Below are 20573 nucleotides of genomic sequence, written 5' to 3' on the forward strand. Positions count from 1 at the left end.
CTAGACCCCCATCTTCCGGGCCAGGCGGCGCACGGCCCGGGCGTATTTCAGGGGGTCAAGACCGGCGGCGGCGATGGGGGCCTTGCTGGCTTCGTAGGAGGGCCAGGAGGCGCGGCGGCGTGGCTTCCGTGAGGCGGTGGGCTTGGTGCGTGGGGCGGGCATTTAGGCCACCTCGCCGCTCAGCAGGGCATCGACTGCGGATGCATCCCATATCAATCTCCCGTTCGGGAGCCGGGCGGGCCTCAGGCCAAGATAGTGTCCGGCGCGGCAAAGGCCAGCCCGGACGGTCTGCGGGCGCACCTTGAGGGCGGCGGCGACCTCCTCAGTACTGAGTCTGCGGGTGGTGGTGGGTGAGGATTGCATGCTGGGCTCCTGTTGGGGCCACGTCCTCCCAGCGGGGCGCTGAGATCAACGTCGGTGCATGCATTTTTATTTTTATCAACCCTAAAAAAAACGAAAGAAAATGTTCAGCGCATTTTCTTTCGGGTCGATTATTTTTTTGCCCAGGCCCCAGGACATTCCCAGCGAATACGCCCGTACTCAGCCGTCGCGCCGGCAAAGCAAAGCCATCCCCGCGAATCGATCACCTGAATCCCATTTTTCTCAACCGGCGGCTTCTCCAGCGCCATCCAAAATCCGGTCTGCGCGGACCTACTCATAACCAAGCATTTCTTCATCCCCACCACTTCATCCCTGGCCTTTTTCATTTGGATCTGAAGCAATCGTCCTTCCCCGTCGGCAATCCGATCTCGAGCCCACTCCTCTGGCCTGGCCTGCGTCGCTGAAACAATCGCCTGCAAGGCGTTGCATCGGATTTCCTTCACCGATGATCCTGCCGGCGCGAGTTCGCGAGCCATCTCGCAGTGTGCGAGAAGCGTGATGTACGCCTCCGTCTTAATTGGCCGCCCCCTCCTCTTCTTTTCAAATGCGGGAAGCCTGGGCATAGTCAAATTTCCCATGCCCATCCGCCGCCCTGGGAATCCGGCTTCATCGGTCTGCAAGAAAACGTGACCCGCGAATATCTCGCGTTCGCCGTCCTGAACCGTGCTCCCAAAAAAATTGAGCTGCGGCCGGAACGGGGGGTGGGATTGAATCAATTTGCGCTCCTTCTCAGGCGGCGATGCGTGCCACCGGCGCCCGCTTCACGACCGGCGCCCCCGCAGCGCGGGCTTTCCAAAGGCCATAGGCGGCCTGCTGCGCGATCCAGGCATCAGCGCTGCCGCCGTTCTCCACACCCAGCCAACCCTCGAGGCGCAGCGCCATCTCGGGGGAGATTGCAGCCCGCCCGTTGAGCACCCGGGAGAGGGCCGCACGGGTTACGCCAAGCTGCGCGGCGGCTTCGGTCACGTTCAGGCCCAGGGCTGGCAGCACGTCCTCGCGCAGCGTTTCCCCAGGGTGGGGCGGGTTGAATATGGTGGTCATGGCCGGTCCTTGTGCCCGTCAGGCGGTACGCTCCAGGCGCACCACGGCGCGGCTTCCCGTTGCCTCTGCAAAGCGGGCAAGGGTGCGCATGCTCGGCAGGGTGCGGCCACTCTCCAAGCGAGCGATGGCCGATTGCGTGGTGTGCATCCGCTCGGCAAGTTCGGCTTGAGTCAGTCCGGCGCGGTCGCGGGCCGCGATCAACTCTCGAGCGAGGTCAAACTCGGGTGCCTGCGCTTCGTACTCGGCGCGAGCTTCCGGGGTCGCCAGGATGCGGGCTTTCAGGGTGGCAAGGTCAGTCATCGTCTAGGCTCCTCAGTCGCGCATGGGCGGTTTCTATGGCCTTGCGCGGTGTCTTCTGGGTCTTCTTGGTGAAGACATGCAGGACCGTCAAACGCTGCCCGGTGCGGGCCACATAGACGGCGCGGGCAATCCCGTCGCGGCCCGTCATGCGCATTTCCCACAGCTTTCCTTCCAGCGGGCGCACGTGCGGCATTCCAACCCTGTGCGGGCCGAATGTCTCCAACAACTCCGCAACGTGCAGGAAGCGGGTTTGTATGTCCGCAGGTATCGCCAGTAGCTCGGCCTCTGCCTCCGGGGTAACGGTTACGGTCCAATGCATAGACTATCTCATTTTCGCTATGTTCCGTTAGCCTACCACGCGCAGCCCCGGTGCCTGCCCCTCGCCCGGCTGCTCGATGCCGGCTTGTTCGAGAATCCAGCCCTCAATCTTGGTGTGCCACATGCGCAGCAGATCCAGCGGCCGGCGGCGGTAATGCTTCTCGGCCAGGGCGGACGGCTTGTGCCCCATGATCTGCGCGCTTACGCCGGTCGGACATTCGACCCACTCGGCCAGAGTGCCGAAGGAACGGCGCAGGCCATGCAGGGTGAGGGCGGGGAGGCCGGCGGCGGCCAGCGCCTTGTTGTGCGGAATGCGCGGCTCCTGCAGCCGTCCCGACTTGGCGCCGGGGCTGCTGAAAACCCACTCGTTCCGGCGGGGTAGGGCGGACAGTAGGGACGCGACGTAGGGCGTCAGCGGCACGATGCGCTCGCCTTCCACCTTGTCCCGGATCGTCAGGCTCTTCCATTGGAAATCCACGTCGGTCCAGGCGAGCCCGGCCAGCTCTTCGCGGCGGGCGCCGGTCAGCAGCAGGGTTTGCAGATAGGCGGCCTGCACGGGGTTGGCGAGTTTGCGCACATGCTCGAACCACAGCGGGAGCTGTTCGCGTTGAAGGCAATCGTCCTTCGCGGCCTTGCGGGGCAGTTCATCGCGGGCGAGCCGGGAAGCACAGGCTTCGGCGTGGATCTGGCCCTTGTATTCGGGGCGATCGGCGCACCAGTTCAGGAAGGCGCGCAGGCGCACGAAGGCGTTTTGCGCCTGCGTTGGGCGTCGCTCGGCCTCGTCCTTCAGGAAGCTGCGGACGGCGGGCGCGTCGATCTTGGCCAGCGGCCCGGACAGCAGCGCCAGCAGGATGCCCGGCTGCGTGGTGTCGCCTTCGCCCTTCTTGCGGCCGCGGGTCTTGGGCTTGCCGCCTGGTGCGGTCAGGCGCTGGTGATCCAGCAGGGTGCGCGGGCTCCATCTGGTCGTGCGGGCCTCGATGTAGGCGCCCCAGGCTTCGAGGGCGGGCGCTTCCACCCGGCGGGCTTCCTCGCGCTTGGCTTCGGTCACGGCGAGACGCTCCGCTTTCTCGTGACGCGGGTCGGTGCCCTGGTCGACCAGCGTCTGCAGCCGGCGGGCTTCGGCGCGGGCGGCGTCAATGCCCCAGGCGCGCACGTCGCCAATGGTGATGCGCAGGGCTTTGCCGTTCAGGCGGCTTTGGAAGATGAACCCGCGGGCTTCGCTGCCAGGGGTGGCACGCACGGCGAGGCCGGGCGCTTCGGTGTCCCACATAAAGGCTTGGGTGGTCCCCGCTGGGCATTCAAAGTCACGAATGCGGCCGGCGGTCAGTTTGGTGCGTGCCATGTTCCAGACTCCTTTGTAAGCGCTCATGTAAGCATCTTGTAAGCGGATTCTAAAACGCGGATCAACTCAAATCAACGTCTGTAAATATAAAAGTCCAATTTTTACAGTGACTTGTTGTTTTTGCTGCATCCTGTTCAACGCCGATAAATGCTGTCTTTTGCGAACTTGTAATGCGAAGGTCGAGGGTTCGATTCCTTTCACCGGCACCAATAAAATTAAGCGCTTAGGCCGATCTGCGAGGGTCGGCCTTTTTGCTGGGTCACGCCGGGGTGATGTCTCCGGCGCGCCAAGCCGATCAAACATGCACGGAATCGTGGGTTACATCATCATCGGCGGGTGCTTCTGTGCGGCTGCGCTGGCGGCTGTCTTGTTCGTCCGCGACGTGAAGCACAGCAAGCGGGCTGCGGCCAAACGGCGCCGGCTGGCGTCGCGCCTGAAGGGAAAATAGGCATTGCGGTGCGCCCGCCCGGCGGGATTCTGGAACGCAACTTGCAAATAGGGCTTGACGGCCGCTTCGGGTTTCTTTAATATTCGATTCTTCAGACGCGGGGTGGAGCAGTCTGGCAGCTCGTCGGGCTCATAACCCGAAGGTCGCAGGTTCAAATCCTGCCCCCGCAACCAGATACAAGCAAAAAGCCTGAGCATTCACGTGCTCGGGCTTTTTGCTTTTCGGCCGGCGGTCGAGCGGGTCGCCTCTCGCCGCGTGGGCTGCGCTTGAACCCGCCGGGCGTGTGGGTGGCGGATGTCGCGCGATGCGGATCTTGCCCGGCTGCCTGGGTTGTTTCGTCCGGTTGCAAATGCTGCGTCGCACAAAATTCATTTGACGCCCCGGTGGGCGGGGCTAAAATCGGTTGCAACGCCGCCCCGTGGTGGAGCCCTCGCGGCACGGCCACGGCGTCCGGCGATCGATCATCCGCAACCACCTTCCAGGACACCCATCATGAGCTTCAAGAACCCCGAGCAGTTCTATGCCGTCAATAAGCTTACCGTCGAGGCCGCGCTGCGCATGGCCAGCAGCGCCCTGGCCCGTGCCGAGCGCCTTGCCACCCTCAACCTCAACACCGCCTCGGCCCTGCTCAAGCGTGGTGCCGACGGCAGCCAGACGCTGACCGCCGTCAAGAGCCCCGAGGAGCTCGCCAGCCTGCAGGCCGCGCTGTCCCAGCCGATCGTCGAGCAGGCCGTGGCCTACGCCCGCAGCGTCAACGAGATCGTCGCCGAAGGCCAGCAGGAGATCTCCCAGCTGTTCGAGAACCAGATCGCCGAGCTGCAGAAGACCTTCACCGCCGCCCTGGATCACGCCGCCAAGTCGGCGCCGGCCGGCTCCGAGCCCGCCTTTGCGGCGGTCAAGTCGGCCCTCGAGACCGCCAGCAGCGTCTACGAGAACGCCAGCCACTCCGTGCAGCAGCTGACCGAGGCGAACGCCGCCAAGGCCGCCGAGGTCACCGAAGCCGCCGTCAAGGTGCTGGCCGCCGGCAAGGCGGCCTGATCGCCTCCGGCGCGGCGCGTCGGCAGATCAACCGCCCGGCCTGGTCCGGGCGGTTTTGTTTTTGGGGCGGTAGGCTAGTCTGGAAAGACGCGGCGAAGTTGCGCGGCTTCGAGTAAGCTCCGGGCCATTCCCGACCGGGCAGGCGAGCGTCTGCCGGCGCGGAGTCTTTTGCCCGGAAACTCTCTTTATCTTTGCGCTTCACTATGGACACGAACAGGGGTTCTCAAACACAGGCCGGCGACGCGGCCGGACAGGCGCCGCGCATCGAGCGGGTGGCCACCTCCCGCCTGCCCACCCGCCACGGCGAATTCACCCTCTACGCCTATCGCCAGCCGTCCGACGGCACCGAGCACGCGGTGCTGGTGCATGGCGACGTGGCCGGCCGGGAGGACGTGCTGGTGCGTCTTCACTCCGAATGCCTGACCGGCGACGTGCTGGGCTCCCTGCGCTGCGATTGCGGCCCCCAGCTCGAGATGTCCCTGGAGCGGATCGCCAGGGCCGAGCGCGGCGTGCTGGTGTACCTGCGCGGCCACGAGGGTCGGGGCATCGGCTTCAGCCACAAGGTGCGCGCCTACGCGCTGCAGGACGGCGGGCTCGACACGGTGGACGCCAACGTCGCCCTCGGGCTGCCGGTGGATGCCCGCAGCTTCGATTGCGCGGCGGAGATCCTCAAGGACCTCGGCGTGCGCTCGGTGCATCTGCTCAGCAACAACCCGCGCAAGAAGGACGAACTCGTCCGCGCCGGGGTGCCGGTGAATCGGGTCATCCCGGTGGTGCCACCCCATAATCACGAGAACCAGCGCTACCTGTACACCAAGCGCACCCGCATGGGCCACGACCTGCCGGGTTGAGCGGGAGGCGGCGGGGCGGCCGCTGTGCGGGCCTCGCCAGCCCCGGAAGCTTCTACCCTGAGGTGGCACCTTTTCTCGCCGGCCGGGCAATGGTGCGGGAGTGTCAGGAATTTTGTGTTCGAGACGGTTTTGATTCTTCCTGCCCCGCCGTGGCAGAGCGGGAAGAATTGGCTCATTGTTCCATCGCCGGGATGAAACGATCGATATACGGGATGGCGAACTGGTTCAATGGTGCCCGTGGCAACGGAAACATTGCGCCTACGGGGGATAAATCGCCCCGGGCCGTCGGCGCCTCAGGTGCCCCGTCCTTGCTTCCGCAGCGTACGCCAGGTGGTGACCGAGGCGATGCCCGGGGCCAGCCACAGCGACAGCCACAGCCCGGCCAGCACCGCCAGCGCCAGCGCGTTGGGCCCCGAGCGGGTGATCGCGTAGATGATCGCCAGCGCGAGCGCCGTCAGGATGACGCCCGAGGTGATGTAGACGACGGCCAGCTGGCGCAGGAAGACCAGCACGAAGCGCCCCGGCGGCACCGTCTCCAGGCGCAGGCCGCCCCGGCGGAAGGCGACGGCGCAGCCCGCCGCGCAGAGGGCCGCGGAGGCTGCCGCCAGCTGAAGCCAGAAGGTGTCCGTCCATTCCGCCCGGCCCCGTACAAACAGCACCAGGACGACCGAGCAGGCGAGGGCGCTGAGGGCGAAGACGACGCGAAGGGTTTGGCTGGGGGTGTTCATGGGCAGATCCCGATGGGCAGGCGGTGCATTTATACCCGTGGATGCGGGTTCGCCGCCTTGATGAAGGTGAAGCCGTACGGCCGGTCCGCCGGTTCCGATGCCGGCCGGGTGGCCTGGGCCACCCGGAGGGCGGCTGCGTCCGGCGGTGTCCGCCTGGGCGTATGATCGGGGTTCGACCCCCGCGGAGCCTGTGATGCCCTCTGCCGAATCCCGTCTGCCGCTGGCGCTCCTGGCCCTGGTGGGGCTTGCCCTCGCGGCCTCGGCGCTGGCGCCCTACGATCGTGCCACCTGGTGGATGGAGGTGGCGCCGGTGCTCATTGTGGCGCCGGTGCTGCTCGCCACCCACCGGCGTTTTCCACTCACCCCGCTGCTGCAGGTGCTGATCGCCGCCCACGCGCTGGTGCTGATCGTCGGCGGCACCTGGACCTATGCGCGGGTGCCCGTCGGGTTCTGGCTGCAGGATGTGCTGGCCCTCGACCGCAACCCCTACGACCGCATCGGCCATTTCATGCAGGGCTTCGTGCCGGCCATCGCGGCGCGGGAGATCCTGCTGCGCCAGCGGGTGTTGCGGGCGGGGGGCTGGCTGTTCTTCGTGGTGATCTGCATCTGCCTGGCGATTTCGGCGGCCTACGAGCTCGTCGAGTGGGGCGCCGCGGTAGCGCTGGGGCAGGGGGCGGAGGCCTTCCTGGGCACCCAGGGCGACCCGTGGGACACCCAGAACGACATGGCGATGGCGCTGCTCGGCGCGCTGGCGGCGCAGCTGGCGCTCGGCCGCTGGCACGGGCGCCAGCTTGCGCGGCTGGGCGGCCTGCGCCGCTGGTAGGCGCGGCCCTCAGTGCAGGGTGCGGGGCATCGCCAGCGTGAATTCGGCGATCGGGGCGTCGAACTGGCGGCCGTCGTCGGCCTGCATGAAGTAGCTGCCCTTCATGGTGCCCACCGGCGTGGCGATGCTGCAGCCGCTGGTGTACTCGAAGGACTCGCCGGGGCGCAGCACCGGCTGCTGGCCGATCACGCCTTCGCCGCGGACTTCCTGCACGTTCTCTTCGGCGTCGGTGATGATCCAGTGGCGGGTGAGCAGCTGCACCGTCTGCTCGCCGCGGTTGCTGATCGTGATGTGGTAGGCGAACACGTAGCGGTTGGCCGAAAGGTCGGACTGCTCGGGCAGGAAACGGCTGACGGTCTTGATCTCTACCGTCTCGGAGTCGGTCTGTATTTTCATCTTGTGGGCCGGACGATGGGTTGGGGAGGGTCAATTGAAACGGAAAGCGGGCCGTGCCGCAACCGGCGCGGGCGCCACGGGCCGTTGGCGCGGGGCAGGGCGGGCGGGTAAACTGCGGCGCTCGTGATGCGCCCCGTTTCGGGTCGCGTCGCCCTTCACCGCCAGGATTTCCCCATGAGCTTCCGCATCGCCCCCAGCCTGCTGTCCGCCAACTTCGCCAAGCTCGGCGAAGAGGTCGCCAACGTGATCGCCGCCGGCGCCGACTGGATCCACTTCGACGTGATGGACAACCATTACGTGCCCAACCTCACCATCGGCCCGCTGGTCTGCGAGGCGATCCGCCCGTGCACCACCGCGCCGATCGACGTGCACCTGATGGTCAAGCCCGTCGACCGCATCGTGCCCGACTTCGCCAAGGCCGGCGCCGACATCATCACCTTCCACCCGGAAGGCTCCGAGCACGTGGACCGCACCCTCGGCCTGATCCGCGACAGCGGCTGCAAGGCCGGCCTGGTGTTCAACCCGGCGACGCCGCTCACCTGGATGGACCACGTGATGGACAAGCTCGACGTGGTGCTGCTGATGAGCGTCAACCCGGGTTACGGCGGCCAGTCCTTCATCCCCGGCACCCTCGACAAGCTGCGCGAGGCCCGCGCCAAGATCGACGCCTACACCGCCCGCACCGGCCGCGAGATCCTGCTCGAGATCGACGGCGGCGTGAAGGTGGACAACATCGCCGAGATCGCCCGTGCCGGGGCCGACACCTTCGTCGCCGGTTCGGCGGTGTTCGGCGCCGGCCGCGAGGCCGACCCCAACCGCTACGACTCGGTGATCGCCAGCCTGCGCGGCGCGCTGGCCGGAGTCTGAGGACGCGGGGCCGGGTTCCGACCGTCCCCGCCTTGCCAGCAACGGCCGGCTCAGCCCGGCCAGCGCCGTCGCGCCGACGGCGGCATGCCGAGGGTGCGCAGAAACGCGCGGCGCATCCGCTCCGGGTCGCCGAAGCCGCAGTCCCGCGCCACCTGCTGCACCGGCCGGTTGCCGCTCTCGAGGGCTGCGGCGGCGGCTTCCACGCGCAGCCTTTCCACCGCCCGCGCCGGGGTGACGCCGGTCTCGGCGGTGAAGCAGCGCGAGAAATTGCGCGGGCTCATGCAGGCGATGCGTGCCAGCGTGTCCACGTCGAGCGGCGCCTGCAGGTTGCTCCGGATGTGGTCGAGCAGCCCCTCGAAGCGCTGTCCGGCCGGCTGCAGCTCGGCCAGCGCCGAAAACTGCGACTGCCCGCCCGGGCGCCGGTAATACACCACCAGTTGACGCGCCACCTGGCGCGTCACGCGCTCTCCCAGGTCTTCGGTGATCAGCGCCAGCGCCAGGTCGATGCCGGCGCTGATGCCGGCGGACGTCCATACGTTGCCGTCCCGCGTGAAGATGTGGTCGTCCTCCACCCGCACCGCCGGGAATCGCCGTGCAAAGTCGGGCGCGCGGCGCCAGTGGGTGGTGGCCCGCCGGCCGTCGAGCAGGCCGGCGGCGGCCAGCAGGTAGGCCCCCGAGCAGACGCTGGCGATGCGCCGCAGGCCGGCGCCGCTCCGGGCGACGAAGCCCCGGGTGAGCGGGCAAGCGGCGGCGGCCTCGACGCCGTCGCCGCCGACCACGATCAGGGTGTCTACCGCCGGGCCGTCGGCGATCGCCGCGGTGGCCAGGCTGGTGCCGCCGGAGCTGGCCACGAGGCCGCCGTCCCGCGACAGCACGACGAGGCGGTAGGCGCCGGGCACGAAGGCGCCGGCGGCCTCGAAGGCGGCCAGCGGACCGGCCGCGTCGAGGATCTGGAAGCCGGGATAGACGAGAAAGGCAATGCAGCGGCTCATGGCGTAAAAAGTGGGTTGGCTGTCATTTACGCCACGACTGTAGCGGGCGACGATGGGCGGGTCAAAACCTTCGGGAGTTCCGCCATGAATCGCAACGTCGTATTGCTGGCCCTCAGCCAGGCGCTGGTGATGACGGTCGTCAGCCTGATGCTGTCGGCCTCGGTGGTGGCCAGCGTCGGGCTGTCGGCCGCGCCGGGCTGGGCCACCTTGCCCCTCGCCATGCAGTATCTGGCCACCATGCTGGCGCTCCATCCCGTGGCCCGCCTGATGGCCCGCTGGGGGCGGAGGCCGGTGTTCGCCGGCGCCGCGCTGGTCGGGGCGGTGGGGCTGGCCTTGGCGGCGGCCGGGCTGGCCTGCGGCAGCTTCGCGGTGTTTGCCTGGTCGGGGCTGGGTGTCGGCGTGTTTGGCGCCGCGGGGCAGTTCTACCGCTTCGCGGCGGCCGAAGCCGTTCCGGCGGCGGCCCGCGGACAGGCCGTCGCCCTGACCCTCGCCGGCGGCGTGCTGGCCGCCTTTCTAGGGCCGTGGATCGCCGTGGCCACCCGCGATCTCGGCACCACGCCGTTTCAGGTGAGCTTTGCGGTGCTGGCCGGTCTGGCCCTGCTGGCCGCCGGGGTTGCCGGCCTGCTGCGGCTGCCCGCGCCGCCGGCCGTTGCCGCGGGGCCCGCGCCGCGGCCCTTGCGCCGCATCGCCCGTCAGGCGGATTTCCGGCTGGCGGTGGCCGGCGCGGTGGTGGGCTACGCGGTGATGGCGCTGCTGATGACCGCCACACCCCTCGCCATGCTGTGTGCCGGCGCGCCCGCCGACGCCGGCATCGCGGTGATCCAGTGGCACCTGGTGGCGATGTTCGCGCCGTCCTTCGTCACCGGCCTGCTCGTCGCGCGGATTGGCCTGCCGGCGCTCATGCTGCTCGGCGCCCTGGCGCTGCTGGCGGGGATCGGCGTTGCGCTGGCGGGCGAGGCGCTGGTTCATTTTTACGTCGCGCTGGTGCTGGTCGGCGTGGGCTGGAACTTCCTGTACGTCGGGGCGACCGCGCTGCTCACCCAGACCTGTCGCGACGCCGAGAAGCCCGCGGTGCAGGCCTTCAACGACAGCGCGGTGTTCCTGTCGGTGACCCTGGCCACCCTGTTCGCCGGGCGGCTGGTGGATGGGCTGGGCTGGGCTGGGAGAAGGTCAACCTGCTGGCGGCCGTGCCGGTGGCGGTGCTGGGCCTCGTGCTGGTGGCCGTCCTGGGGCGCCGCCGGGCGGGGCTGGCGCGGGGGGCCTGATCGCCGTATCCTCCGGCCTCCCCGACCTGCCTGTACGCAGAACCGCCATGCCTCCGTTCGCTCTCTCCACGCCGCCCCGGGCCGTGCTGTTCGACCTCGACGGCACGCTGCTCGACTCCATCCCCGACCTCGCCGAGGCCTGCCGGCGGATGATGGTCGAGCTCGGCCGCCCGCCACATCCGGTGGACACCATCCGGACCTTCGTCGGCAAGGGCATGCTCAATCTGGTGCGGCGCTGCCTGGAGGTCGGCGGCGGGGCCGACGAGGCGGGCTTCGAGGCCGCCGTCGACGCCTTTCGTCGCCACTACGCGGTGGTCAATGGCGAGCGTACCGAGGTCTACGCCGGCGTCGTGCCGGCCCTCGCCGCGCTGGCCGGGCGCGGGGTGGCGATGGCCTGCGTCACCAACAAGCCGGCGGCCTTCACCGGGCCGCTGCTGGCGCGCACCGGGCTGGCGCCGTACTTTGCGGTCACCGTCAGCGGCGACACCCTGGCCGAGAAGAAGCCCCACCCGGCGCCCCTGCTGCACGCCTGCGAACGCCTCGGCGTGCCGGCGGACGCGGCGCTGATGGTGGGCGACTCGGCCAACGACGCCGAGGCCGCCCGCGCCGCCGGGATGCCGGTGCTGCTGGTCACCTACGGTTACAGCGAGGGCGTGCCGGTGGACAGCATCGAATGCGACGGGCTACTATCGAGCCTCGTTGAAATGCTTCCGCATATCGGCGCCTGACCCAGATCGCAGACCATCCATCGTGACCCGCAAGCGCGTGCCCTTCGTTGAGGAGTTCCCTGCCGTTCGTATCCCCTCCGGTGGATGCGGCGGCCGGTCATGGCTGGGCTGCTGAGCCCCGCCCCGAACCATCGCGGTGAGCCTCCCGGCCCCGTGATACCCTCGCGAAAAAGCTGCATGCCCTTCCGGAGTCTCCATGACCGAAGCCGAATTCAACGCCCTGGCCGCCCAGGGCTATAACCGTATCCCGGTTACCCTCCAGACCTTCTCCGACCTCGACACCCCGCTCTCGGTCTACCTCAAGCTGGCCAACGCGCCCAACAGCTACCTGCTCGAATCCGTGCAGGGGGGCGAGCGTTTCGGCCGCTACTCGATCATCGGCCTCGCCGCGCCGACCCGCATCGAGGCCCGCGGCAACACCGTGCTGCTGCTCACCAACGACCGCCTCGTCGAGCGCCGCGACGACTGCAACCCCCTCGATTTCATCGCCGAGTTCAAGGCCCGCATCAAGGTGCCGCCGCGCGACCGCCTGCCGCGCTTTGCCGGCGGCCTGGTGGGCTGTTTCGGCTACGACACGGTGCGCTACATCGAGCCGCGCCTCGCCAAGACCAGCAAGCCCGACGCCCTCGGCACGCCCGACATCCTGCTGCTGCTGTCCGAAGAGATCGCCATCGTCGACAACCTCTCCGGCAAGCTGACCCTGGTGGTGTACGCCGAGCCCGACGTGCCCAACGCCTACAAGCGCGCCACCCGCCGCCTGGCCGAGCTGCTCGCCCGGCTGCGCGAGCCGGCCCAGCTGCCCGCCGACGTGCCGGCGCCCCACACCGAGCCGGTGTCGAGCTTCGGCGAGGAGGCCTTCAAGGCCGCGGTGCGGAAGGCCAAGGACTACATCGTCGAGGGCGACATCATGCAGGTGGTGCTGTCCCAGCGCATGAGCAAGCCCTTCGGCGCCACGCCGCTGGCGCTGTACCGGGCGATCCGCAGCCTCAACCCGTCGCCCTACATGTTCTTCTTCAATTTTGAAGACTTCCAGGTGGTCGGCGCCTCGCCCGAGATCCTGGTGCGCCTCGAGGACGACAACGTCACCGTGCGGCCGATCGCCGGCACCCGCAAACGCGGCGCCACCCACGACGAAGACCTGGCCCTGGAGGCCGAGCTGCTCGCCGACGAGAAGGAGCGCGCCGAGCACACCCAGCTCCTCGACCTCGGCCGCAACGACTGCGGCCGCGTGGCCCAGACCGGCTCGGTGCGGGTCACCGAGCGCTTCACCGTCGAGCGCTACTCCCACGTGATGCACATCGTCTCCAACGTCGAGGGCCGGCTCAAGGACGGTCTCGACGCCCTCGCGGTGCTGCGTGCCACCTTCCCGGCGGGCACCGTGTCCGGCGCCCCCAAGCTGCGGGCGATGGAGATCATCGACGAGCTCGAGCCCACCAAGCGCGGCATCTACGCGGGTTCGGCCGGCTACATCGGCTTCCATGGCGACATGGACCTGGCCATCGCCATCCGCACCGCGGTGGTCAAGGACGGCATGATCCACGTCCAGGCCGGCGCCGGCATCGTCGCCGACTCCGACCCCGACGCCGAGTGGCAGGAAACCCAATCCAAGGCTCGCGCAGCGCTCCGCGCCGCCGAGATCGCCGAAGCCGGACTCGACACGCGGCTGTGAGCGGCATGGCTGCCCACGCCATGAAAAAGGCCGCCCGGAGGCGGCCTTGCGGTGCTGCGCGGTGCCCGGCGGGGGCTCAAGGAAACGCAGGGCTGCCCCAGGTGTCCTTGCTCCCCACGGGGGGCGGGCTGGGCGGAGCCCGGCCCCGGGGGCGCTCAGAACGCGATGCCGACCTTCGCCTGCACCAGCCAGTTGTCGGCGCCTTCGCGGCCGCCGCCGACGTTCTTGTTGACGGTGTCCTGCCAGCGCGCGCCCAGGCCCAGGTTGAGCTGCCCGACGCGGTAGTCCAGGTCGGCGCCGGCCTGCCAGGCGAACATGTCCACGTTGCGGCCGCTGTCGGCCTTCACCCAGCCGATGCCGGGGCCGATGCCGAAGGTCAGGTCCTTGGCGACCGGGATGGTCCAGCGCGGGTTGAGCTCGACGGTGGTGAGGTCCAGCCCGGCCTTGTCGAACTTGTTCACCGACAGCTTGGTGCGCACCACGCCGGTGGGCGTCTGCACCAGGCCGCAGTTGAAGGCCAGCTCCAGGCCCCAGGCGTCGCCGCTGCCCACGTGCTGCGGGTCCATGATGCCGCCGGTCACCGAGGCGACGAAGTTCGGCGCGTAGCCCTTGTCGGCGATGGGCAGGAACTTCCAGTCGCCCGCGGCGAGGGCCGGCGTGGTGGCGGCGCCGAGGGCGAGGGCGGCCAGCAGGATGCGTGCGGATTTCATGAGGATTCCTCCAGGTGGGTTGAAAGATGCCCGGATGATTCCACAATCCGCCGTGCCCCGTCGGTAACCTTGGTTACAAAACTTTGTCCGCTGCCGCGCCGCCCGCGGCGCCGGACTGCAATTACGACAGAATACCCACCTGTGCCGGCCGCCCGTGGGGCGGCCCGCCGATCCGGAAAGGATTTCCAGCCATGCTGCTGATGATCGACAACTACGACAGCTTCACCTACAACCTCGTGCAGTATTTCGGCGAGCTCGGCGCCGACGTGCGGGTGTTCCGCAACGACGAGATCAGCGTCGAGCAGATCGCCGCCCTCGCGCCCGCCCAGATCGTCGTCTCGCCGGGCCCGTGCACGCCGGCCGAGGCGGGCGTCTCGGTGGCGGCCATCCAGGCCTTCGCCGGCAAGATCCCGCTGCTCGGCGTGTGCCTGGGCCACCAGAGCATCGGCGCGGCCTTCGGCGGGCGCATCGTGCACGCCCGCCAGCTGATGCACGGCAAGGTGTCGCCGGTCCATCACCTCGACAAGGGCGTCTTCAAGGGGCTGCCCAACCCGCTCACCTGCACCCGCTACCACTCGCTGGCGATCGAGCGCGACAGCCTGCCCGACTGCCTCGAGATCACCGCGTGGACCGACGATGGCGAGATCATGGGCGTGCGCCACAAGACGCTGGCCGTCGAGGGCGTGCAGTTCCACCCCGAATCCATCCTCACCGAGCGTGGCCACGATCTGCTGCGCAACTTCCTCGAACAATCCAGGCAAGCCGCCTGACCGGAGCCCCGATCATGACCTTTACCGCCCAGGAAGCCCTGCAGCGCACCATCGACCACCGGGAGATCTTCTACGACGAGATGCTGTCGCTGATGCGCCAGATCATGGCCGGCGAGATCTCGCCGGTGATGACCGCGGCGATCCTCACCGGCCTGCGTGTCAAGAAGGAGACCATCGGCGAGATCACCGCCGCCGCCACCGTGATGCGTGAGCTGGCCACCAAGGTGGTGGTGCCGCCGCCCAACGACCACTTCCTCGACGTGGTCGGCACCGGCGGCGACGGCTCCCACACCTTCAACATCTCCACCGCCACCATCTTCGTCGCCGCGGCGGCCGGCGCCCGCGTCGCCAAGCACGGCGGGCGCAGCGTGTCGAGCAAGTCGGGCAGCGCCGACGTGCTCGAGGCGCTGGGCGTCAATCTCAACCTCACGCCCGGGCAGGTCGCCGAGTGCATCGCCGCGACCGGCATCGGCTTCATGTTCGCGCCCAACCACCACGCGGCGATGAAGAACGTCGCCCCGGTGCGCCGCGAGATGGGGGTGCGCACCCTGTTCAACATCCTCGGCCCGCTCACCAACCCGGCCGGCGCGCCCAACACCCTGCTGGGCGTGTTCCACCCGGACCTGGTCGGCATCTGCGTGCGCGTGATGGAGCGCCTCGGCGCCAAACACGTGCTGGTGGTGCATGGCCGCGACAGCATGGACGAGGTGTCCCTCGGCGCGGCGACCATGGTCGGCGAGCTGAAGGACGGCCAGATCCGTGAATACGAGATCCACCCGGAAGACTTCGGCCTCACCATGATGTCCAGCCGCAACCTGCGCGTGGCCGACGCCGCCGAGTCGAAGGCCGTGCTGCTCGGCGTGCTCGACAACCAGCCCGGCGCCCCCCGCGAAATCGTCACCCTCAACGCCGGCACCGCGCTGTACACCGCCAACGTGGTGGACTCCATCGGCGCCGGCATCCAGCTCGCCCGCGAGACCCTGGCCTCCGGCGCCGCCCGCGCCAAGATGGAAGCCTTCATCGCCTGCACCCAAAAGTTCGCCTGACCCGCCTGGAAAACCGCATGTCCGACATCCTCAACAAGATCCTCGCCGTCAAGCGCGAGGAAGTGGCCGCCGCCCGCGCGGCGGTTTCCGACGCCGCCGTGCGCGAGCTCGCCGCGGCCCAGCCCCCGGCGCGGGATTTCGTCGGCGCGATCCGCGCCAGGATCGCCGCCGGCCGCCCGGCGGTGATCTCCGAGATCAAGAAGGCCAGCCCGTCGAAGGGCGTGATCCGCGCCGACTTCCGCCCGGCCGAGATCGCCGCCAGCTACGAGCAGGCCGGCGCCGCCTGCCTGTCGGTGCTCACCGACCGCCAGTTCTTCCAGGGCGCCCCGGAATACCTGCAGGCCGCCCGCGCCGCCTGCAGCCTGCCGGCCCTGCGCAAGGATTTCCTTGTCGATGCCTACCAGGTGTACGAGGCCCGCGCGATGGGCGCCGACGCGATCCTGCTGATCGCTGCGGCCCTCAGCCTGGCCGAGATGCAGGAGATGGAAGCCATCGCCGAGGGCCTCGGCCTGGCGGTGCTGGTGGAGGTGCACGACGGCGATGAGCTCGAACAGGCCCTGCAGCTGCGCACGCCGCTCATCGGCATCAACAACCGCAACCTGCGCACCTTCGAGGTCAGCCTGCAGACCACCCTCGACCTGCTGCCGCGCATCCCGGCGGGGCGCATCGTCGTCACCGAGTCCGGCATCCTCAAGCCCGCCGACGTGGCCCTGATGCGCGCCAACCAGGTTAATGCCTTCCTGGTCGGCGAAGCCTTCATGCGCGTCGACGACCCGGGCGCCGGGCTCGCCAGCCTGTTCGGCTGAGCAACGATCCGCGGATGAGCGAGGCGCCCGTTGCCCCCCCTGAAGCGTCGTCGGCACCGGCGCCGCGCCGTCCCGGCTGGCCCGTGCGCATCCTGCGCGGGCTGCTGGCGGCCGTCATCGGGCTGGTCGTGGTGGTGCTGGCGCTGGTCGGCTGGCTGGGCGCCACCCGCTCCGGCCTGGAGCAGGTCGTCGACTTCGCCGAGCGCCTCTCCGGCGGCCGCGTCACCATCGAGCGGCCCGAGGGCTACCTGCTCGGCCAGCTCCGGCTCGGGGCGCTCCACGTGCGTACGCCCACGCTGCATGTGGACGTGGCCGATCTCGTCCTCGACTGGCGCCCCGGCGCCTTCGCCAGCAGCGGGCTCGACGTGGCGGCGCTCACCGCCGCCGATGTCCAGGTCGCCACCGTGCCGAGCACCGAACCTACCGTGATGCCGGCCAGCCTCGCGCTGCCCGCCGCCGTGCACGTGGGGCATTTCCAGATCGACCGGCTGCGCATCGGCAAGCTCGACGGCGGCCAGCCCGCCGCGCCGGACCTCGAACTCACCCGCATCTCCGGCCGCCTCGATTCCGACGGCAGCCGGCACCGCCTCGACGCCCTGCGCGTCAGCGCGCCCTTCGGCCAGCTCGCCGGCCGGCTTGATCTCGACGGCCGCCGGCCTTTTCCGCTCACCGCCCGGGCCGTCCTCACCACCCACCAGGCCGGCGAGGCCTACACGGTGGCGGCGGGGGCGGCCGGCGACCTCGCCAGCTTCGCGCTGGATGCCCACGCGAGCGGCGCCGGCGTCGACGGCCGGGTGCGGGCGGTCGCCACGCCCTTCGCGCCGCTGCCGCTCGCATCGGCCCACATCGAGCTGCGCGGGGTGGACCCGCAGCGCTTCCACGAAGCCGCGCCCAAGGCCCGCCTCGACATCGACGTGGCCCTCGAACCCCGCCCCGGAGACGGGGAGGGCGTCGCCGGCTGGGTCGTCAGCGGCCCCGTCCGGCTGGTCAACACCGAACCCGGCCGCTACGACAGCGGCGCGCTGCCCCTCGAATCCCTGTCTGCCGCGCTGCGCTGGGCCGATGGCGAGCTGGCCGTCTCGCCGCTCGACCTGCGCCTGCCCGGCCAGGGCCGCGCCCGGGGCGAGGTGCGCTGGCGGGCGCCGCTCGCGGCCGACAGCGAAGGCTTCGGCCGCGTGGATGGCGAGCTCGCCATCGCCGGCCTGGATGCCCGCCGCCTCGACGGGCGCGCGGTGATCACGTCCATCGCCGGCCGCCTCGCCGCCAGCGCCGACGCCGCCGGCCAGCGTTTCAGCGCCGACCTGCGCGACCCGCGCCTGGCCCTGCGCCTCAAGGGCCAGCACGCCGATGGCGAGCTGGTGCTCGACGAGGTCTTCGCCCAGGCCCGCCAGGCGCGCCTCGAAGCCCGCGCCAGGCTGGCCCTCGCCGGCGACGGGCGCTTCGAGGTGGGCGGCAGCCTCAGCCGCTTCGACCCGCGGGCCTTCGTGGCCAGCGCGCCGCCGGCCGATCTCAACGCCCGCTTCAATGCCACCGGGCGGCGCGCGCCCCGGCTGGCCGCCCGCCTCAAGCTCGAGCTGGCGCCCAGCACCCTCGAAGGCAAGCCGCTGGCCGGCAAGGCCGCGCTGGAGGTGGACGGCAGCCGCCTTGTCGACGCCGACGTGGCCCTCGACCTGGCCGGTAACCAGTTGTTCGCCAAGGGGCGCTACGGCCGCCCCGGCGACGGGCTCGACGTCAATCTCGACGCGCCGCGGCTGGCGGCCCTCGGCCACGGGCTGGGCGGGCGGCTCCGGCTCGACGGCGTGCTGCGCGGCAGCCCGGCCCAGCCTACCGGCGAGTTCGAGCTGGCCGGCGACAAGCTCCGCTTCGGCAGCCTGCTGCTCGACGCCATCAAGGGCCGCGGGCGCCTGGCCGAGGGGCGCCACGGCGCGCTGGGCCTGGCCCTCGACCTGGAGGGCCTGCGTGGCGGTGGCGACGAGGCCCTGGTCCGCCGGGCCTCCCTGCGCATCGACGGCAGCCGGGCCGCCAACACTACCCGGCTCGAGCTGGCCGGGCCGGGCAAGGCGACCCTGGCGCTGAACCTCGTCGGCGCCCTCGCCGACGGGCTGCGCTGGGACGGCCAGCTCGCCGGCCTGGGGGTCGGCGGCGACTACCCGCTGCGCCTGCTGGCGCCGGCGCCGCTGCAGCTCTCGCCGGAGCTCGTCCGCCTCGGCCGGGCCGAGCTGCGCGGCGGGGGCGGCGGGCTCTACCGGCTCGACGAGACCCGCTGGCAACCCCGGCGCATCGTCGCCCGGGGCAGCGTCAGCGGGGCGCAGGTGGGCCTGATCCTCGACCCCGCCACCCGGGCGGTCAAGTCGCGGGGCGATTCGCTGCAGATCGGCGGCGAGTGGGACGTGGACATCACCGAGCAGGTGAATGGCGTGGTGCGCCTCTTCCGCGAGAAGGGCGACCTGACGCTGCAGGGTGACTCGCCGGTGCGGCTGGGCCTCGATGACCTGCAGCTGACCCTCACCGCGGCCAGCAACCGCCTCGCCTTCGGTTTCAGCGCCCGGGGCAGCCAGCTGGGCAGCGCCTCGGGGGCCGGTACGGCGCTGGCCGAGCGCAGCCCCGACGGCGCCCTGCGCCTGGTGCCGGGGGCGCCGCTCTTGGGTTCGGCGCGCATCGACATCCCGTCGATCGCCTGGGCCGGCCCGCTGGCCGACCAGAACCTCAAGACCGACGGCAGCCTGAAGGGCGAGTTCACCCTGGCCGGCACCCCGGCCCGCCCCGAGGCCGCCGGGCGCCTGCGCGGCGACGGGCTGTCCTTCGTGATGGCCGACCAGGGCCTGCACCTCTCGGGCGGGACGCTGGTGGCCGACTTCAACCGCGACCGCCTCAACCTCGACGAGCTTAGCTTCGTTTCGCCCAACCGCGTCAAGCCCGACGAGAAGCGCATCGCCCTGGCGCGCCTCACCGCCACCCCGGGCACCCTCAAGGTCCGCGGCGGCATCCAGCTGGCCAGCGGCGACGGGCGCTTCGAGTACCGCGCCGAGCGCCTGCCGCTGCTGCAGCGCACCGACCAGTGGCTGGTGCTGAGCGGCGAGGGTGAGGTGCTGTCGGGCTGGAACTTCGCCAACCTCAAGGGGCGTTTCTCGGCGGATGCGGGCTTCGTCGGGCTGGCCCACACGCCGCCCCCCAGCCTGGGCGCCGACGTGGTGGTGATCGACCCGGCCAAGGCCGCCAAGCCCGCCGCCAGCCCCTTCCAGATGTACACCGACCTCACCGTCAATCTCGGCGACGCCCTCTACGTGCGGGCCCTCGGCCTCGACACCCGCCTCGCCGGCGAGCTGTCGCTGGTCTCCGGCCCCGGCCGGCCGCTGGAGGCGACGGGCAGCATCCGCACCGTCGGCGGGGTGTTCGAGGGCTACGGGCAGCGCCTCAGCATCGAGCGGGGGATCATCACCTTCAATGGCCCGCTCGCCAACCCGGGGCTCAACGTGGTGGCGCTGCGCAAGGGGCTGGCGGTGGAGGCCGGCGTCGGCATCGGCGGCACCGCGCGGCGACCGGTGGTGCGGCTGGTCTCCGAGCCCAACGTGCCCGACCCCGAGAAGCTCGGCTGGATCGTCCTCGGGCGGCCGCCCGACCAGGGCTCCGGCGGTGAGATGGGCCTGCTGCTGCCGGCGGCCCAGGCCCTGCTCGGCGACACCGGCGGCGGCCTGCCGGCCAACATCGCCAAGTCCCTGGGCTTTGACGAGTTCTCGTTCGGCAGCAGCATCGATCCGCGTAGCCGCGTGCAGACCAGCAGCGTCGCCAGCAGCAGCGTGACGGGGGCCAGCAGCGCCTCGTCGAGCCAGGCGGCGACGATGCCCGGCCAGGTGGTGACGATCGGCAAGCGTCTGTCGGCGCGGGCCCAGCTGTCCTTCGAGCAGAGCATCGGCGGCACCTCCAGCGTCATCAAGCTGACCTACCTGCTCACCCGGCGCCTGTCGGTGATCGGCCGCGCCGGCAGCGAGAACGCGCTGGACCTGCTGTTCTCCCTGTCCTTCCGTTGAGGCGCCGCCGGCCCGCTTGATACAGG

22 protein-coding genes, 1 tRNA gene and 1 pseudogene are annotated in these 20573 nt (G+C 70.1%); 12 read left to right on the forward strand and 12 right to left on the reverse strand.

The annotated features are described in order from the left end of the window. The 7 genes from ACE3OU_RS05715 to ACE3OU_RS05745 all read right to left on the reverse strand — a co-directional run bounded on the left by ACE3OU_RS05715 (position 1) and on the right by ACE3OU_RS05745 (position 3685). A complete protein-coding gene (locus ACE3OU_RS05715; protein ID WP_374240579.1) occupies positions 1–162 on the reverse strand; it encodes a hypothetical protein in 162 nt (53 codons plus the stop codon). Between the two features lie 329 nt (positions 163–491). After that, positions 492–1097, reverse strand: a complete 606-nt coding sequence (locus tag ACE3OU_RS05720; protein ID WP_374240580.1) for a hypothetical protein — start codon at positions 1095–1097, stop codon at positions 492–494. Between the two features lie 13 nt (positions 1098–1110). Further along, positions 1111–1422, reverse strand: a complete 312-nt coding sequence (locus tag ACE3OU_RS05725; RefSeq protein ID WP_374240581.1) for a HigA family addiction module antitoxin — start codon at positions 1420–1422, stop codon at positions 1111–1113. Positions 1423–1440: 18 nt separating this feature from the next. Beyond that, positions 1441–1722, reverse strand: coding sequence for a helix-turn-helix domain-containing protein (locus tag ACE3OU_RS05730; RefSeq protein WP_374240582.1), 282 nt, complete (start codon positions 1720–1722; stop codon positions 1441–1443). Further along, positions 1715–2041: a type II toxin-antitoxin system RelE/ParE family toxin gene (locus ACE3OU_RS05735; RefSeq protein WP_374240583.1), complete on the reverse strand. Its 327-nt coding sequence runs from the start codon at positions 2039–2041 to the stop codon at positions 1715–1717. Before ACE3OU_RS05735 ends, ACE3OU_RS05730 begins: the two co-directional genes overlap by 8 nt. A gap of 27 nt (positions 2042–2068) precedes the next feature. Beyond that, the gene (locus ACE3OU_RS05740) at positions 2069–3382 is read right to left on the reverse strand and encodes a tyrosine-type recombinase/integrase (RefSeq protein WP_374240584.1); all 1314 of its coding nucleotides are present in this window, start codon (positions 3380–3382) and stop codon (positions 2069–2071) included. 66 nt (positions 3383–3448) lie between these two features. Beyond that, complete coding sequence (locus ACE3OU_RS05745; RefSeq protein ID WP_374240585.1) at positions 3449–3685, reverse strand: hypothetical protein; 237 nt, start codon at positions 3683–3685, stop codon at positions 3449–3451. 241 nt (positions 3686–3926) lie between these two features. On the opposite strand from ACE3OU_RS05745, the gene ACE3OU_RS05750 reads away from it, so the two are divergent. From ACE3OU_RS05750 to ribA, 3 genes are all read left to right on the forward strand, one after another. Further along, positions 3927–4003 (forward strand) — tRNA-Met (locus ACE3OU_RS05750). Between the two features lie 319 nt (positions 4004–4322). Continuing rightward, a complete protein-coding gene (locus ACE3OU_RS05755; RefSeq protein WP_374240586.1) occupies positions 4323–4868 on the forward strand; it encodes a phasin family protein in 546 nt (181 codons plus the stop codon). Between the two features lie 203 nt (positions 4869–5071). Continuing rightward, positions 5072–5719: a GTP cyclohydrolase II gene (gene ribA, locus ACE3OU_RS05760; protein ID WP_374240587.1), complete on the forward strand. Its 648-nt coding sequence runs from the start codon at positions 5072–5074 to the stop codon at positions 5717–5719. 293 nt (positions 5720–6012) lie between these two features. Here the strand turns inward: ribA and ACE3OU_RS05765 are convergent, their stop codons facing one another. Further along, positions 6013–6447: a hypothetical protein gene (locus ACE3OU_RS05765; RefSeq protein ID WP_374240588.1), complete on the reverse strand. Its 435-nt coding sequence runs from the start codon at positions 6445–6447 to the stop codon at positions 6013–6015. 193 nt (positions 6448–6640) lie between these two features. Here ACE3OU_RS05765 and ACE3OU_RS05770 point away from each other — a divergent pair, with 193 nt between their 5' ends. After that, positions 6641–7270, forward strand: coding sequence for a DUF2238 domain-containing protein (locus ACE3OU_RS05770; RefSeq protein WP_374240589.1), 630 nt, complete (start codon positions 6641–6643; stop codon positions 7268–7270). Between the two features lie 9 nt (positions 7271–7279). Here the strand turns inward: ACE3OU_RS05770 and apaG are convergent, their stop codons facing one another. Beyond that, positions 7280–7666: a Co2+/Mg2+ efflux protein ApaG gene (apaG, locus tag ACE3OU_RS05775; protein ID WP_374240590.1), complete on the reverse strand. Its 387-nt coding sequence runs from the start codon at positions 7664–7666 to the stop codon at positions 7280–7282. 174 nt (positions 7667–7840) lie between these two features. Between apaG and rpe the strand changes: the two genes are divergently transcribed. Beyond that, entirely contained in the window at positions 7841–8533 is a 693-nt protein-coding gene (gene rpe, locus ACE3OU_RS05780; RefSeq protein WP_374240591.1) for a ribulose-phosphate 3-epimerase, read from the forward strand. Between the two features lie 50 nt (positions 8534–8583). Here the strand turns inward: rpe and ACE3OU_RS05785 are convergent, their stop codons facing one another. Next, positions 8584–9525, reverse strand: a complete 942-nt coding sequence (locus ACE3OU_RS05785) for a GlxA family transcriptional regulator (protein ID WP_374240592.1) — start codon at positions 9523–9525, stop codon at positions 8584–8586. 26 nt (positions 9526–9551) lie between these two features. After that, a complete protein-coding gene (locus ACE3OU_RS05790) occupies positions 9552–9764 on the reverse strand; it encodes a hypothetical protein (RefSeq protein ID WP_374240593.1) in 213 nt (70 codons plus the stop codon). Here ACE3OU_RS05790 and ACE3OU_RS05795 point away from each other — a divergent pair. The 3 genes and pseudogenes from ACE3OU_RS05795 to trpE form a co-directional block, all read left to right on the forward strand. Beyond that, positions 9673–10584: pseudogene (locus tag ACE3OU_RS05795) on the forward strand (MFS transporter); the annotation flags it as partial. The gene ACE3OU_RS05790 and the pseudogene ACE3OU_RS05795 overlap by 92 nt on opposite strands. 253 nt (positions 10585–10837) lie before the next feature. Then, positions 10838–11518 carry a phosphoglycolate phosphatase gene (locus tag ACE3OU_RS05800; RefSeq protein WP_374240594.1) on the forward strand — a complete coding sequence of 227 codons (681 nt, stop codon included), beginning with the start codon at positions 10838–10840 and terminating at the stop codon, positions 11516–11518. A gap of 196 nt (positions 11519–11714) precedes the next feature. Then, complete coding sequence (gene trpE, locus ACE3OU_RS05805) at positions 11715–13187, forward strand: anthranilate synthase component I (protein ID WP_374240595.1); 1473 nt, start codon at positions 11715–11717, stop codon at positions 13185–13187. Between the two features lie 155 nt (positions 13188–13342). On the opposite strand, the gene ACE3OU_RS05810 is transcribed toward trpE, so the two are convergent. Next, positions 13343–13897: a hypothetical protein gene (locus ACE3OU_RS05810; protein WP_374240596.1), complete on the reverse strand. Its 555-nt coding sequence runs from the start codon at positions 13895–13897 to the stop codon at positions 13343–13345. Positions 13898–14088: 191 nt separating this feature from the next. On the opposite strand from ACE3OU_RS05810, the gene ACE3OU_RS05815 reads away from it, so the two are divergent. The 4 genes from ACE3OU_RS05815 to ACE3OU_RS05830 all read left to right on the forward strand — a co-directional run bounded on the left by ACE3OU_RS05815 (position 14089) and on the right by ACE3OU_RS05830 (position 20547). Then, complete coding sequence (locus tag ACE3OU_RS05815; protein ID WP_374240597.1) at positions 14089–14667, forward strand: aminodeoxychorismate/anthranilate synthase component II; 579 nt, start codon at positions 14089–14091, stop codon at positions 14665–14667. A 14-nt stretch (positions 14668–14681) separates the two neighbouring features. Further along, entirely contained in the window at positions 14682–15713 is a 1032-nt protein-coding gene (gene trpD / locus ACE3OU_RS05820) for an anthranilate phosphoribosyltransferase (protein WP_374240598.1), read from the forward strand. 17 nt (positions 15714–15730) lie between these two features. Further along, on the forward strand, positions 15731–16519 hold the full coding sequence (gene trpC / locus ACE3OU_RS05825) for an indole-3-glycerol phosphate synthase TrpC (protein WP_374240599.1): 789 nt from the start codon (positions 15731–15733) through the stop codon (positions 16517–16519). A gap of 83 nt (positions 16520–16602) precedes the next feature. Next, positions 16603–20547: a translocation/assembly module TamB domain-containing protein gene (locus tag ACE3OU_RS05830; protein WP_374240600.1), complete on the forward strand. Its 3945-nt coding sequence runs from the start codon at positions 16603–16605 to the stop codon at positions 20545–20547. The last annotated feature ends 26 nt before the right edge of the window (positions 20548–20573 follow it).

It is taken from the genome of Zoogloea sp. (assembly GCF_041908905.1).
Classification (GTDB): Bacteria; Pseudomonadota; Gammaproteobacteria; order Burkholderiales; family Rhodocyclaceae; genus Zoogloea.